This is a genomic window from Cyclobacterium salsum (assembly GCF_010119245.1).
Lineage (GTDB): Bacteria > Bacteroidota > Bacteroidia > Cytophagales > Cyclobacteriaceae > Cyclobacterium > Cyclobacterium salsum.
Window position 1 is genome coordinate 651,955 of sequence record NZ_WNKG01000001.1, and the last position, 14,770, is coordinate 666,724.

At 46.4% G+C, this 14,770-nt stretch carries 10 protein-coding genes; 6 read left to right on the forward strand and 4 right to left on the reverse strand.

Translation table 11 applies throughout. From position 1 onward, the window contains the following. Positions 1 to 138 precede the first annotated feature (138 nt). Both GJS45_RS02515 and GJS45_RS02520 read left to right on the forward strand, forming a co-directional pair. A complete protein-coding gene (locus GJS45_RS02515; protein WP_235954553.1) occupies positions 139 to 6,579 on the forward strand; it encodes a PKD domain-containing protein in 6,441 nt (2,146 codons plus the stop codon). Next, positions 6,576 to 7,610, forward strand: a complete 1,035-nt coding sequence (locus tag GJS45_RS02520; RefSeq protein ID WP_162339858.1) for a PorP/SprF family type IX secretion system membrane protein — start codon at positions 6,576 to 6,578, stop codon at positions 7,608 to 7,610. The genes GJS45_RS02515 and GJS45_RS02520 overlap by 4 nt, the downstream gene beginning before the upstream one ends. Here the strand turns inward: GJS45_RS02520 and GJS45_RS02525 are convergent. Beyond that, a complete protein-coding gene (locus GJS45_RS02525; protein WP_162339859.1) occupies positions 7,607 to 8,869 on the reverse strand; it encodes an alpha/beta hydrolase family protein in 1,263 nt (420 codons plus the stop codon). The two genes, GJS45_RS02520 and GJS45_RS02525, sit on opposite strands and share 4 nt — an antisense overlap. A gap of 201 nt (positions 8,870 to 9,070) precedes the next feature. Between GJS45_RS02525 and tyrS the strand changes: the two genes are divergently transcribed. From tyrS to GJS45_RS02545, 4 genes are all read left to right on the forward strand, one after another. After that, positions 9,071 to 10,360: a tyrosine--tRNA ligase gene (gene tyrS, locus GJS45_RS02530; RefSeq protein WP_162339860.1), complete on the forward strand. Its 1,290-nt coding sequence runs from the start codon at positions 9,071 to 9,073 to the stop codon at positions 10,358 to 10,360. 57 nt (positions 10,361 to 10,417) lie between these two features. Then, the gene (locus GJS45_RS02535) at positions 10,418 to 11,116 is read left to right on the forward strand and encodes a TetR/AcrR family transcriptional regulator (RefSeq protein ID WP_162339861.1); all 699 of its coding nucleotides are present in this window, start codon (positions 10,418 to 10,420) and stop codon (positions 11,114 to 11,116) included. Between the two features lie 138 nt (positions 11,117 to 11,254). Continuing rightward, positions 11,255 to 11,455: a hypothetical protein gene (locus GJS45_RS02540; RefSeq protein WP_162339862.1), complete on the forward strand. Its 201-nt coding sequence runs from the start codon at positions 11,255 to 11,257 to the stop codon at positions 11,453 to 11,455. A 154-nt stretch (positions 11,456 to 11,609) separates the two neighbouring features. Next, a complete protein-coding gene (locus GJS45_RS02545; protein WP_162339863.1) occupies positions 11,610 to 12,377 on the forward strand; it encodes an SDR family NAD(P)-dependent oxidoreductase in 768 nt (255 codons plus the stop codon). Here GJS45_RS02545 and GJS45_RS02550 read toward each other — a convergent pair. The 3 genes from GJS45_RS02550 to GJS45_RS02560 all read right to left on the reverse strand — a co-directional run bounded on the left by GJS45_RS02550 (position 12,374) and on the right by GJS45_RS02560 (position 14,764). Beyond that, on the reverse strand, positions 12,374 to 13,327 hold the full coding sequence (locus tag GJS45_RS02550) for a YihY/virulence factor BrkB family protein (RefSeq protein ID WP_162339864.1): 954 nt from the start codon (positions 13,325 to 13,327) through the stop codon (positions 12,374 to 12,376). The two genes, GJS45_RS02545 and GJS45_RS02550, sit on opposite strands and share 4 nt — an antisense overlap. Before the next feature lie 79 nt (positions 13,328 to 13,406). Beyond that, on the reverse strand, positions 13,407 to 13,964 hold the full coding sequence (locus GJS45_RS02555; RefSeq protein WP_162339865.1) for a 1-acyl-sn-glycerol-3-phosphate acyltransferase: 558 nt from the start codon (positions 13,962 to 13,964) through the stop codon (positions 13,407 to 13,409). Next, a complete protein-coding gene (locus GJS45_RS02560; RefSeq protein WP_162339866.1) occupies positions 13,961 to 14,764 on the reverse strand; it encodes a patatin-like phospholipase family protein in 804 nt (267 codons plus the stop codon). The genes GJS45_RS02555 and GJS45_RS02560 overlap by 4 nt, the downstream gene beginning before the upstream one ends. Positions 14,765 to 14,770 lie beyond the last annotated feature (6 nt).

Consider the following 14,770-nt stretch of genomic DNA (forward strand, 5'->3'; position numbering starts at 1 on the left):
CACAATTGCTTAATTTTGATTTGAAATGTAGTCATACTCATTAAAATGTATTTCTAATTATTAAATTTGTTTTTTATTGTGAATCATTTTTTTAAAAGGATCTTTTTTAGGCCAAAATTAAAGGGAAGTTTGTGGGTAATGGCTTCGCTGATGGTTATTTTCTCTATTATACAATCCAAAGGAAACGGCTGGAACCTCTTTGCCCCCATTACCATCACCGGACAGGCGAATGTGAGCATCTATTACGATGAAACGAAGGAGATTACTCTGGACATGCTTACCATTGATTATGGTGGGGATCCGGACGACTTAACCATTCAGGTGGAGCCCGGGACTGGCTACACAAATACAGGGAATTCTATCAACCGCACCATCGAATACGACGATGAATGGGCCGCTGCAGGAGAGGAAATTATGGTAAATGTTACGGTAAGCGATGGAGCCGACCAGGCGGATTTTGAATTAACCGTCCTGGTCATCCCTCCATTGACTCAGACCAGCTATTCGGAAAATACCTGCCTGGGTACTATTTCGCTCACCGTCAGGGCCTACCGACCCGATCCTAGTGTGGCTTCAGCGTCGTTTCCATTCGTTTTTACACTTTCCACCCTCGACGATGAAATCATTGACGAGATTGAGTTTAACAGTAATTTTCCCGGACAGGGCAGTGCTTCGGCAACTTTTGGGGGAATGGACCTTGACCTTAACAGAAATACCGCTTACAAAATCAGGGTGGAAGACAACCTGGGCAGAATCTTTGAACGGGAGGCTGGCCCTATTGGGGAGGCGTATTCCCTGGATTTTGACCTGAACGTATCCGGTCCCCTCTGCGCCGGCGACCCCGGAGGCGTGGTAGAATACATTATCTATAATGCAGAAGTGCCTTTAAGTTCCTTCGGTATTTATGATGAAGACGGCAACCTGGTCACTGAGCTATATGACATTATCAGTCTCACTGAGGATTATATCGTTGTAAACGCTGATAATCTTGGCTCGGGAAATTTCACTTTGGAGGTTACTGACCGCTTTGGCTGTATGGGTTCGGAGGAATTTGAAATTGTTTTGCCTGAGCCCATTACAGCAACGGAAAGCATTCAGAACCCCTCTTGTTTTGGAGACAGTGACGGTCAGATCGACCTTTCTATAAGCGGAGGCTGGTCCCAACCCTTTGATGGCAGTCCGATCGAAGCGGCAAGGGATTATTCCATACAGTGGTACAACTCCTCAGGTGACGAATTGGGTACCGGCACCAACAGCCCAATCGAAACGGCAGGTGAGATCGTTGGGATGGAAAGCGTTCTTTCCGGACTGTCGGCAGGGCGGTATTATGCTGAAATTACTGAAAGCGTCCGGCGTTTTGAAATTCCCGATGCCGATCCGTTGGTATGTACTTTTGTTACGCCTACCTACGTGGTGGAAGGTCCGGAACCCCTTGACTTGGATGCGGTTGCCAACGACATTTCCTGCCATGGAGCCGGAGATGGGTTCCTATCCATTTCACCTACCGGAGGCACGGAAGCCTACACCGTAAACTGGTACGAGGGCAACTTTGCGGATCTGGATGCGCCGGATGCTTCGGGGCTTAGCCCTTTGCCTGAACAAGGAGGGGAAGGCTCCTTCCAGCGTCAGGGAATCCCTTCAGGTGACTATGCCGTGTGGTTGACCGATGCCAACGGATGTTTTGTCGCCGAAAACTTTAGCATTTCAGAACCCGATCCCCTTTCTATCTTTGAACGAACGGATCTGCGGGAAAATGTGCAGTGCTTTGGAGAAGAAAGCGGTACCATCGTAGTAGAAGTAGATGGGGCTACCACTTCTCCGTATTTCTTTGAGGTATTTAAAGATGGAGCCGCCACCGCAATCACGGCTGATCCCATCGTTTCTCTGGGCTTTAGCCCGGTATATTTTACGGACCTTCCGGCTGGGGAATACCGGATCCAGGTTACCGACTCCAATGGGTGTACATTTGATATTGATGGCATCTTGATCGAGCAGCCCGCTACAGGGTTGGTGATAGAGGAGCCTGTTATCTCGGATTACAACGGATTCGCCATTTCATGCGCCAATGCCTCCGATGGAAGCATTGAATTGACCATTACCGGAGGAGCGGGAGCCTTGGAATACTTATGGACGGGCCCTGGTGGCTTTGAATCGACAGAAAAGGATATTTACGACTTGTCGCCAGGCCAATACCAGTTTTTAGTGACCGATGAAAACAACTGTACGGCCACCATTGGTTCGGTAGAAATGATCGCTCCTCCCCCGCTTGCGCTAGAAGTGGACATCCCATCCTATAATTTTTTCGAGATCAGTTGCAATGGCAGTGAAGATGGAAGCATTACTTCCCTGCCAAGCGGAGGAACCGGTGATTACTCCTATGATTGGACCGGTCCGGATGGCTTTACCGCTGCCGGTCCTACCATTGATAACCTCGGACCCGGGCTTTACTCGTTGGTCGTGACAGACGAAAATGGCTGCTCCGCCCAGGCCGATTATTTCCTGGACCAACCGGCACCGCTCGTCATCAGCGAAAACCCGGATGAACGGGAAAATATCACCTGCTTCGGAAATGATACCGGAGCTTTGACAATAAGTTTGATTCCCACTTTACCTCCATTTGACCTCGAACTGGGACTCGCAGGTGAAACCGACCCGCTTCGAACCATTACCGATTTTCCCGGAGAAATATATGAATTCACTGATTTGGAAGCGGGAAATTACTGGGTGCGTGTTCGTAACATCAACGGTTGCACCGATATCGTAGAAGACATTCCGATCACGCAACCGGCTACCGGCCTGGAATTAACTAATGTTATGGTCTCGGATTATAATGGGTTTGAAATTTCCTGTACCGGTGCCAATGACGGATCCATTTCCCTGGAAGTAACCGGCGGACAGGGCGATGTCAATTTTTCCTGGACCGGCCCGGGTGGTTTTACTTCAGAAAGCAATGTCCTCACTGATTTGGCTCCCGGCAGCTATGAATTGCTGGTAACGGACGAATCTGGCTGTACACTCGCTGAAACCTTTGAATTGACCGAGCCTGAATCCTTAACGGTATCGGAAGACATTTCTGATTTCAACGGTTTTGGCATACAATGTCATGGCGGAGATCAGGGGTTCATAACGCTTTCGCTATCGGGAGGGGTGGCTCCCCTGACCATAAATTGGACCGGCCCGGGTGGCTTTGTATCCAGCGAACCCGCTCTGGAAAATCTGGAAGCAGGCCTGTATGAAGTTTCCATTACCGATCAAAATGGCTGCGAGATAAGCAGCAGCTACAACCTGTTGGAGCCGGAGGAACTGGAAATAATAGAACTAGCTGAGGAGAAGGTGGATGTAGCTTGTTTTGGACAAGAAACCGGCCGGCTTGGTGTAGGCTTAAGCAGGGCATCCACCGGCCCGTACCAGTTCAGCCTTGAAAATTCTGATGGGACCATTACCCGGGAGGATCTTGCCAACCCGGTTACTACCTGGATCGTGGAAAACCTGCCCGCTGGCACGTATCGCGTTCAGGTAACCGACGGAAACGGGTGCCAGCAAGAAATAAATGATTTGGAAATCACCCAACCCGAAGAAGGCGTGCAAATCGAATCCATTGAGGTATCGGATTACAATGGTTTCAATATCAGTTGCTTTGGAGCCGGGGATGGATTTATCGAGGTACTTGTCACGGGTGGTTCCGGAAATTATGATTTCTCCTGGACTGGGCCTAACGGCTTTTCCTCCGATCAGGCTGTCATAACCGACCTGGGTCCGGGTTCTTATCAGGTAACGGTTGCCGATGAAAATGGATGTAGGCTATCCGAAACCGTGGATTTAACCGAACCGGAAGTTTTGGCACTTTCCGATGAAGTGTCTGATTTTAATGGCTTTGCCATCCAATGTAATGGAGGAAATGAAGGCTTTATCAATTTATCCCTCTCCGGAGGAGTAGAACCGCTGTCCATCAGCTGGAGCGGTCCGGATGGTTTTAGCTCCAGTCAACCTTCAGTGGAAAATCTGGCTGCGGGTGCCTATGAGCTGACTGTCCTGGACCAAAACGGATGTCAAATTAATCGTACGTACAACTTGCAGGAGCCGGAAGCCCTGGAAATCATGGAGTTAGACGAGGAAAAAATTGATGTAGCTTGTTTTGGACAAGAAACGGGGCAATTAGGAGTAAACCTGCTACAAACTTCTCTGGCACCCTATCACTACCGATTACTGGACCAGGAAGGAACCCTTATACAGGAATTGGAAGACAGCAACGATACAAATTGGATAGTAGAAAATCTTCCGGCAGGAACCTACCGGGTTCAGGTAAGCGATGGAAACGACTGTTTAGAGGAGCTGGCAGACCTGGAAATTACGCAACCGGAGGCGGGCGTACAGATCGATTTTATAGATATATCGGATTATAATGGATTCAATATCAGTTGCTTTGGTGCTGGGGACGGATTTATAGATGTGACGGTTTCAGGCGGCTCCGGAAATTACGCCTTTTCCTGGACCGGACCCGATGGATTCCGTTCGGATGAAGCCAGAATCGAAGGTTTGGAACCGGGAACCTATCAGGTAACCCTGACGGATGAAAATGGCTGCGCTATCCGTTCGGAAGCGTTGGAAATTCTTAGTCCGGAGCCGCTGGAAATAAATCCGGAACTTTCCGAATTCAACGATTTTGAAATTAGTTGCTTCGAGGCAGCTGATGGATACGTCCGCCTGGCGACAGCGGGAGGAACGGGCTCCTATACCTACACCTGGAGCGGTCCGAACGGTTTTTCTTCCGAGGCCTCCGAGATTTCCGGTCTTTCTCCCGGCACTTATGAAGTTCTGGTTCAGGATGAAAACGGGTGTGAAGTCCGACAAGCGTTTGTTCTCAACCAGCCCGAAGCACTAACGGTAGACCTAATCGAGCAGGTGGATGTTTTATGTTTTGGAGAAGCGACCGGGTCCATCGATATTGCGGTAGGTGGCGGTGTGCCAAACTCCTATGCCTTTGAATGGAAGCGGGATGGAGCGGTGATCGAATCAACCTCCCAAAACCTGGATGCCATTCCGGCAGGAAGCTATTCGTTAACGGTGACCGATGCCAATGGATGTACCGCGAGAATCCCTGAAATCAACATCTTACAACCGGAAGCGGCCCTTGAGCTTACGCTTAATCAAACTCCGATTTCTTGTTACAATGCCAATGATGCAAATCTTTCCGTGGATATCGAGGGAGGGGTTGAACCCTACCAGGTCAGTTGGAATATCGGTTCCACTCAAAGGGAGTTTACCGGTATCGGACCAGGCTTTTATCAGGTAACCGTCACCGATGCCAACGGCTGTACCCAAATCAGGGATACGGTCATTGAAGACCTTCCGGTTTATGATATAAACCCTGAGGTCGTTCCGATTTCCTGTCATGGAGCCGCAGATGGAAGCATCTTATTGAACCTGGAAGGAGGGGAAGCACCGGTAAGGGCCGTTTGGGATCATGGCCCCGAACAGTCCTCTTTATATAATTTAGGGCCGGGGGAATACCGCGTGGTGTTGGAAGATGCCAAAGGGTGCACCATTGAGCGAACCTTCAACCTCGTGGAGCCGGATTTGCTGGTAGTCGTGGAGCAAATACAGGATGCTCTTTCATGCGAGGATGGACAGAGTGGATCCATCGACCTGATCGTTTCGGGAGGCACGCCGCCTTACGCGTACAATTGGAGCAACGGAGCTACTAGTCCTGGCATTTCAGGCTTGACCAATGGTACCTACTCGGTAGATATAACCGATCAATCCGGTTGTTTTGTAAGCCAGACCTTTCGGGTAAACCGGCCTGCTCCCATTGTTATCGATCTGGTATCTACTACCTCAGCGAGCTGCGAACCCCGGGAAATCAGGGAAACCTTTGACATCAACATAGATGGTGGTGTGGCTCCTTATGATATTCAGTGGAGCAGTGGGGACGTTTCCGCCGATGGGTATCGCATGGAAACCGACGAACCGGGAACCTATTTTGTCACCGTAACAGATGGCTACGGATGCGTTCAGTCCCGAAGTTTTGAAGTAGACAATAGTCAAATTCTCGTAGATGGTGACTTTGCCTCCAGTTCTTTACCGGTTTACGGTGAAAATCTGGTCAACTATGACGTGCAGTTTACTAATAACAGCAGTGGAAACATCCGCTCTTATTACTGGGATTTTGGGGATGGAAACAACAGCCTGGAAGCGGCTCCCTTACATCGCTATCAGGAAGCTGGGCTATACCAAGTAGAACTGACTGCCTTTGATGACTGGGGTTGCGAAACTTCCACCAACTTTGAAATTGAAATCCTGGATTTCTTCCTGGAAGTGCCAAACGTTTTCAGTCCAAATGGGGATGGGATCAACGACACCTTCTTTCCAAAATTTCTCTATATAGAAACGCTGTCGTTTACCATTATGAATAAATGGGGAGAGATCTTATTTCATACCGAGGAATTGGATTCCAAGGGATGGGATGGTACCTATCGTGGGCAAAAGGCCATCCCCGGGAATTACATTTATAAAATTAATTTTACCACTACCGATGGCAGAACGTTTTCTGATACCGGTGCATTGATGCTGTTGGAATGAAGTACATACGAAGCGCAGCCCTGATCGGCTGGTACCTATTATTAATGGTTTTTTCAGAGGCACAGGGTCAGGATTTTCACTTTACCCAATTTTATGCCGCGCCCCTGAACCTGAGCCCGGCTTTTGCAGGAGCGATGGAAACCACCCGGGCAGGAGTTAATTACCGCAAACAGTGGCCAGGTTTTGGCTATGATTTTAATGCTGCAGGCTTTTATTACGACACCTACTTTACCGAATCCAACATTGGCATCGGTCTTTCTGCCTCCCAGTTTACCGAATCCTTTTTAAAAATTCGATCCGCCGACCTATCCGGATTTATTTCTTATCGGATGAAATTGTATGAGGAGACTTTCTTGCGCTTCGGAGGGCAGTTTGGAGTGGTCAATAGAAGCTTGACGCTGCAGGAATTGATTTTTGGGGATCAGATCGACCTGCTTACCCGCAGCATCAATCCCTCTACCATTGACCGGCTTCCCGGAGAGGACAGTAACTGGTACCCGGATATTTCCTTTGGAGCCCTGGTACAGGGAACTGATTTCTGGTTTGGCGTTAGCAGTGCCCATGTCACCCAACCCAATATCGGCTTTCTGGATGATGGCATTGGAAATAACCTACCGATTAAATGGGGGGTACACGGCGGATATGTCAAAAACCTGGACAACCGCATGTTTAAAACCTATCCCATACGAAAGGTTTTCTCCGTTTCTTTTAATTATAAACGACAGGGCACTTTTCAGCAAATCGAAGTCATTCCGCAATTGCAGGTAGAAAATTTTATTGGAGGCCTGGGCTTTCGAAATATTACCCGATTCAATGAGCTGCCCGACCAAAATTCCATCAATGCCGTTCTGGGATTCAGTCTGCTGGATGGCATTACCATGGCCTACAGCTACGATTACATGCTAAACCGCTTTAGCAGCCCTGCCCACGTATCCCATGAAATCTCCATCTATTTTACCGATTTAAAAAAGAAACGAATGATGCAAACCATACTCCCCTGTCCTCCAGGCAATGCCAATTGGCGGTACTAAAAATGAAGATCCGCAAAATCCAGGTATTGCATCCAGTCGTATTCCAGCAAACCATGGCCGCCGGACCTGACATGGTATCCAATATGCCCCATTTCCGGATGATTTACCGCTGGCTGGGAAGATACCGGCATACCTTGCAGGCCAAAAAGCTGATAAACGGGGCTGGCGGTTACACAGGATAAGAATTCACCTTTGGGATCTGCCCAGCGATCTTCTACCCCACTCGCCACATAGACTGGTCTGGGAGCCATCAGGGCAAGCAACTGGTGCTGATCGATGGGTAATTCCATTTCCTTTTCGTTGTATTGATTGAAGTTTTCCGCAAACCAATGGGGAAAAGACCGGTTAATTCTTCCCACTGTTTCTCCGAATTGCCTTCTTGAGATTGCCGCCCCCCCGCAACCCGAATTGTTGGAAATGACCAGGGCAAATCGTTCGTCTATGGCACCTGCCCAGAGTGCCGCCTTACCGAGACGACTGTGGCCCAGCACAGCTACTTTTTGCGGATTTACCCAGGATTCGGTTGCCAGGAAGTCCATTACCCGGGAAAGGCCCCAGGCCCATCCGGCCACACTACCCCAGGATGCTGCATTTCTGCTTTCCTCCGGAAAAAGACCATGCACGCCATTTTGAAATCCGTCGTCAAAATCAGGATCCAACTCCCCATAATACAGGCTGACCAAGCCATAGCCTCTGGCGATAATTTCCTCATAGGGCCAGTTGGAGATTCGTTTGCCCCTGCCAGCCTCGGAGGCTTTATTATCACTACTTCCCATGGTTTCGTTGTTTCGAATCCAGGCAGTGGGTACAGCAACCTGAGAATCGGCGGCAAGGGTATGGTTGCCATAGAAATTCAATCCCAGAAAAGCCGGTACGGACTTCCGGGTATTGGGATAAAAAACAAGCAAATCCAAAGGCAGGTCCTTACCGTTTCTTTTTAAGTGCAACCGTATTCCTTTCCGGGTAGCCTTTCCATCCATAAAATCCGGATTGACAAATAAGATCTCGGTTTCCATTTCCCCATCCCATACAGGCGACTTGCCATACACTTCATTTTCAAAAATTTCAAAAATTTCCTGCCTTCTGCTATTCCATTCCCCCGGACTGGTTACGGTATCACCATTGGCAAACAGCAAGGGATCCGGAAGAGAGTAAGAAGGTACTAGTGCCTCCTCATAGTTGGGTTCAAAATCCTGGGCTTGGATGGGTTGGAAAAAGATTCCACTCCCTACTAGCAGATTAATGCAGAAATTTCTCATAATGGCTATTCTTTGATACAAAAGTTATGGAAAAAAACTCAATTTGATAGGACTTACGTTTTTTTAATTCAGAAATGATAGAAATCATTTTTAAACGAAAGGGGGTTGGTGCAGGATAAGGGATATAATAAGGACCATTCCTTCCCTCCTTTTCCACAGATAGCTTTATATTTGCGGTCGCAATAAACAAGCAGCGCAGGCATGAATGATTTTATAGAGGAACTAAAGTGGCGGGGGATGTTGCAGGACATGACCGCCGGTATCGAGGAGCACTTAGAAAAAGGGAGGGCAACGGCCTATCTGGGCTTTGACCCAACGGCCGACTCCCTTCATATCGGCCATCTGGTAGGAGTCATGACCTTGCTGCATTTCCAAAGGGCAGGACACCAGCCCGTAGCACTGGTTGGCGGAGCTACGGGAATGATCGGCGATCCTTCTTTTAAATCGGCCGAACGGAACCTGCTGGATAAAGAAACGCTGGATCGTAATATTGCTGGTATTCAAAAGCAACTTGAAAAATTCCTGGACTTCGGATCGGAAAAGGCTAATAAAGCTCTATTGGTCAATAATTACGACTGGATGGCTGACTTTTCTTTTCTGGAGTTTATCCGCGATGTGGGTAAATACATTACGGTCAATTACATGATGGCCAAGGACTCTGTCAAACGCCGGCTGGAAGAGGGGAACGGCTTATCCTTCACCGAATTTACCTATCAACTCATACAGGGCTATGATTTTTACCATTTATGGAAATTTCAGAATTGCAGCATACAGCTGGGCGGGTCCGACCAATGGGGAAACATTATCACAGGAACCGAACTCATCCGAAAAAAAGGAGGCGGTGAGGCCTTTGCCCTTACGGTACCCTTGATTACCAAAGCAGATGGAAGCAAATTTGGAAAAACAGAGGGTGGAAGTGTCTGGTTGGATCCGGAGAAAACTTCTCCCTATGCCTTTTATCAATTTTGGCTGAATGTATCCGATGAAGATGCATCGAAATACATCCGTATCTTTACCACAATGGATAGAAACACCATCGAGGAGCTGGAAAAAGAGCATCAGGTCGCCCCACACCTTCGGCTGATTCAAAAGTCCATTGCTAAAGAAATAACCATCCTTGTTCATAGTGAAGCCGACTATGAGATGGCGTTAAAAGCTTCCGGTATTCTTTTTGGGAAATCCTCCCTGGAAGATTTAGCAACCCTGGACGAACGGACATTTTTGCAGGTATTTGAAGGCGTACCAATGATGGAAATCAACCGAACGGGATACGATCAGATCGAAAATATATTGGAATTGCTCTGCAGGGATCAAACCATCTTTGCTTCCAAAGGCGAGGCCAGAAAGTTAATACAGGGAGGCGGTCTTTCTATCAATAAGATAAAAATCACGGATCCGCAGTCAAAAAACGAGGTTCCCCTGCTTCAGGACAAATACCTGTTGGTACAGAAAGGCAAAAAGAACTATTTTATCATTACTGTTCATCATTAAATAAATCTTTTGCAACGTTTATAGAAAGACAACTCCATCCAAACCCAATCAACCAATATGGGTGTTTACGAGAGACAACAAAAGGAGAAAAAAATCCTGGAAGCAGCCATACAACTAATTGGCGAAAAGGGACTTCATGCCACAACAGTAGATGACGTTGCGAAAAAAGCACGCATTAGTAAAGGCCTGGTTTATTTCTACTATAAGAGTAAGGAGGATCTGTACATGGCCATCACTAAAAAGGGCTTCGATGAACTGAAGGAATTATTCCATAAAGCCTTTGGAAAATCAAAGGAAAAAACCGGCTTGGAAGTCATGACGGATTTGTCAGAGAGCTACCTTGCCTTCGCCAGGGAAAAAAAAGTCTTTCACGATGCCGTCCTCCATTTTTTAGGACTCCTAGACCAATACCGGGTGGATAAAGAAATGGTTAATCCCCTTGTCCGGGATAGTCAGTTTTTTAGCAAACTGGTTCAAAGTCATCATGACCTGGCCAAACTGGGCATCAAGGCGATTTCTACAGGCATTAAAGACGGGAGCATTAGACCTGATTTGCACGCAGAGAGCACATTTTACACGTTGTGGAGCATGATGATTGGTTACTGTCGGATTTCCGGATCAATCTCCCTGGAGCCGGGTGAAATAAAAATCAATACAGAAAGCTGGAAAAATGGGTTCAAAAGACTATTTTTTGAAATCCTGAAAGGAAGTAATACTCCTTCTGTAAGTCCTCCCGTGCAAGGCAAATTGTTTTAGAAGGATCCTTTTTTACCAGAAACCCAGCAATTCGGATCTTAAAACAAGCAATCAGGCAAAACTAAATCATAGGTTTAAACGATTAGGCACCTTTCTTGTTCTAAGATTGTAAAGCATGTTTAATCAAACCAAAATATCATGGATTTAGTAATAGGCGCTTTATTTGTTTTTGCCGTTGTACTGGCACTTTATTTACTATTTAAACGTATTTTTAATAAACGGAAGGACAAGGTCGACCAGACACAGGAATTGGCCTCTAAAGAGGTCATAGGCAAGGAAGTCTCCAATTTTGACTCCGATTCCAAACGGAAAGACGAGCCATCAGATCACAAGGAGTAATCATTGGATCTGCCATCCCACAGGACGATCATGTGAAATGGTCAAAAAAAAATTGATCGGCAAGCATGATTAAAGGCATAATAGTGGATTAAATTCATAAGAATAGTTTAAATTGAAAATAAAATAATATCCCGATTTTTCGACCAATAATAATATGGATTTAAGCACACTATTTTCCCTTCAAAATAAGGTAGCCATCATCACCGGTGCCAGCAGAGGCATTGGATTTTCGATTGCTCATTATTTTGCCGCCGCCGGAGCCAAGGTCGTTATCAATAGTAGGAACCAGGAACGGTTAGATGAAGCAACACGCCGATTACGGGAAAAAGGGTACGAAGTAATTGGGATTGCGAATAACATCGGATATCCCGAAGGCCGGCAAAACCTGATAAATCAGACCGTTGAAAAGTATGGCCAAATAGATATTCTTGTCAATAATGCGGCCACTAACCCGGTATACGGGCCAATTGAAGAAACCGATCTCTCGTTGTTTGATAAAATTCTGGAGGTGAATCTGAAAGCACCATTCGAACTCTCCAAACTCAGCCTTCCTTTTTTGAGGCAATCCTCTGCTGCCTCGATCATTAATGTTAGCTCTATTGCGGGTTTGTCTCCCGAAAAAGGACTGGGACTGTACAGTGTTAGCAAATCTGCTTTGGTTTCCCTGACGAAGGCATTTGCCAAGGAGTGGGGAGCGTACAACATTCGTGTGAATGCCATTTGCCCCGGATTAATCAAGACAAAGTTTAGTGAGGTTTTGTGGTCCGATGAGGCGATCAAAGAAAAATTTCTTTCTGAACTACCGTTAAAGCGAATTGGTGAGGAAGGCGAAATAGGCGCAATGGCATTGTTTCTGGCCTCACCAGCATCCAGTTATACAACAGGAACCATTTTTACAGTAGATGGTGGATTTAATGCCTAAGAACGGATTGGCTCTTCTTCTTCGGGGTCATCATCATCCAGTTCGATTGTCTGTATTTTTACTGCCTGTTTAATCGGCGTAATTTGTCCACCGACATTTTCCGCAATAAAATAGGTCAATTGGGCTCCAAATAGAAAAATGACTGCTGAATAGTATACCCAGATCAAAATGATCACCAGGGATCCGGCCGTTCCGTAGTAGCTTCCAACATCGGCATTGCTCATGTATAATCCGATCAGGTATTTGCCAAGGCCAAATAATAGCATGGTGACAAAAGCTCCCAACCAAACGTCTTTCCAATTGACCACCGCATCCGGTAGTATTTTGTACATAAGCCCAAACACTAAGACCAATATTCCCTGGGTAACGAAGAAATTGATGACCGACGCAAGCCGTAAGGTGCCACTATCGAAAAGCTCTGAGAAATAGTTTAAAAAGATGACAATTAACGCATCCGCTACCAAAGATGCCAATAGTAAAAATCCGATGGAAGCCACCATAGAAAAGCTAAGTAAGCGGTTTACGATAAATTTTACGATCCCTTTCTCTGGTTTGGATTTTATTCGCCAGATATGATTGATGCTGTTTTGAAGACTTACAAATACCGTCGTAGCAGAAAACACAAGTACCCCGATACCCAGAATCCTGGCATAAATACTCTGGCTACTGACCGATACATTTTGCATGACAGCATCGAGGGTAGTGGCACTATCTTCTCCAATTAATTCTGAAACCTGGTTGAGCAACTCATCCTTCACGGTGCTTTCGCTATACATAACCGAAGCGATGTTAAGCACAATTATCAACAAGGCAGGTAGCGAAAAAATGGTATAGAAGGCAGTGGAGGCGGCAAAAGTGATGGAGTTGTTCTTTCCAAATTCCTTAACGCTGTCTATTAAAATTTCAAAAACGGTATAATTCTTTAGCTTCTTAAATTTTCGCTTGATCATAAAAGAGGTTGATTTTATCTCAAAAAAGTGATTCAAAAATCATTCCTCAAATTCCTTTAAGGACATTATATTTAAAATCCTAGCGAATGCCCTGTTCAGGGTGTTTTCCTGTAATGGTCCTTCCAAACGCTTTCATCTCGTCTATTTGTTCGTCCATATGACCATTGGGAACAATCACCGGGCCAATTCCCGCCAGCTTCCGTTTATAATCAAGAAATCCCACCACCACGGGTACGCCTGCCCCCTGGGCTATATGGTAAAACCCCGATTTCCAACGGGGAACGTATTTCCGGGTACCCTCGGGTGTTACCATGATGACCAGCTCCTCCCGATCCTTTAACATTTGAATCATTGCTTCGGTATAGGTCTGTTTTCTTCTACCTGGCCTTCGGTTTCGGTCGATGGATATGCCACCAAGAGCTTCGATCAACCAGCCCAGCGGTCCTACCATAACTTCCTTTTTAATGGTAAATCTTACCGGTACGTCCATCAGGTAAAAGGCAGATCTTGCATATAACAAGTCCCAGTTGCTGGTGTGAGGTATAGCGATCAATACCGCCTTTTTTAGCCCTTCAGGCCATTGGCCGGAAATCTTCCAACCCGTTATCCAAAATATAAAACGAGCAAGTAGCTTCATGGTCTTATTGAATCCAAATTTCGATTACCGAGTGCTGCCAGATCGGGGGTATTTTCTAAATACTCCCGGCAGGAAGTATATCCTGCCGCATAAATATCTTTAGCCCTCTTTATTTCCAATACCCCAAAACTGGCAAGACCAGGGGGTTCAATAAAGTAATCACATAAGCTCCTCCTGCTATACACATTGTAATTCATGGATAAAATCACCGATCTTTCGATTAATGCCTTGATATGGCTGATGGTTTGTAGCTCGGGTAAGTGGTTGCAATTCACGCCAATAATGGTTTGGCACTTGTCTCTCAATGGTTCAACGGGCAGGTTATTCAACACCCCTCCGTCGACATACAAGGCTCCGTCCAGGGAAATAGGCTCAAACATCCCTGGAATACAAGAAGAGGCCATTAGCTTTTGAATGATGGAACCCTCTGAGAAGTAAACCGTTTGTCCGGTTAAGATATTGGTGGACGCTACGAACGTGGGGATTTTTAAAGCAGAAAAGTCATCTACCGGGATGTATTTTGCAAAAAGTCCTTCGAAAAGATCCATTTTCAGAAGGGCCTTGAAGCTGATGGCCGGTTTGAAAAACTTAAAATAGTTGGTTTGAACGATGATATCCAGAATCTGCTCCGGTTTGTATCCAGAGGCGTACATCACGGCTGCGATCGCCCCCGCACTACTGCCAGACAAGTAATCCGGGTATATCCCTTTTTCGTTCAATGCCTGTAGCACTCCCAGGTGGGCAATTCCTCTCACCCCACCACCGGAAAGAACAATGCCTATTGAATGGTTGTGTTTCAAAATGAT

Bases quoted from the DNA above. Each gene is read 5' to 3' on its own strand.
- GJS45_RS02555 (WP_162339865.1), bottom strand. From the start codon at position 13,964: ATGAAGCTACTTGCTCGTTTTATATTTTGGATAACGGGTTGGAAGATT.
- GJS45_RS02550 (WP_162339864.1), bottom strand. From the start codon at position 13,327: ATGATCAAGCGAAAATTTAAGAAGCTAAAGAATTATACCGTTTTTGAA.
- GJS45_RS02515 (WP_235954553.1), top strand. From the start codon at position 139: ATGGCTTCGCTGATGGTTATTTTCTCTATTATACAATCCAAAGGAAAC.
- GJS45_RS02540 (WP_162339862.1), top strand. From the start codon at position 11,255: ATGGATTTAGTAATAGGCGCTTTATTTGTTTTTGCCGTTGTACTGGCA.
- GJS45_RS02535 (WP_162339861.1), top strand. From the start codon at position 10,418: ATGGGTGTTTACGAGAGACAACAAAAGGAGAAAAAAATCCTGGAAGCA.
- GJS45_RS02545 (WP_162339863.1), top strand. From the start codon at position 11,610: ATGGATTTAAGCACACTATTTTCCCTTCAAAATAAGGTAGCCATCATC.
- GJS45_RS02520 (WP_162339858.1), top strand. From the start codon at position 6,576: ATGAAGTACATACGAAGCGCAGCCCTGATCGGCTGGTACCTATTATTA.
- tyrS (WP_162339860.1), top strand. From the start codon at position 9,071: ATGAATGATTTTATAGAGGAACTAAAGTGGCGGGGGATGTTGCAGGAC.
- GJS45_RS02525 (WP_162339859.1), bottom strand. From the start codon at position 8,869: ATGAGAAATTTCTGCATTAATCTGCTAGTAGGGAGTGGAATCTTTTTC.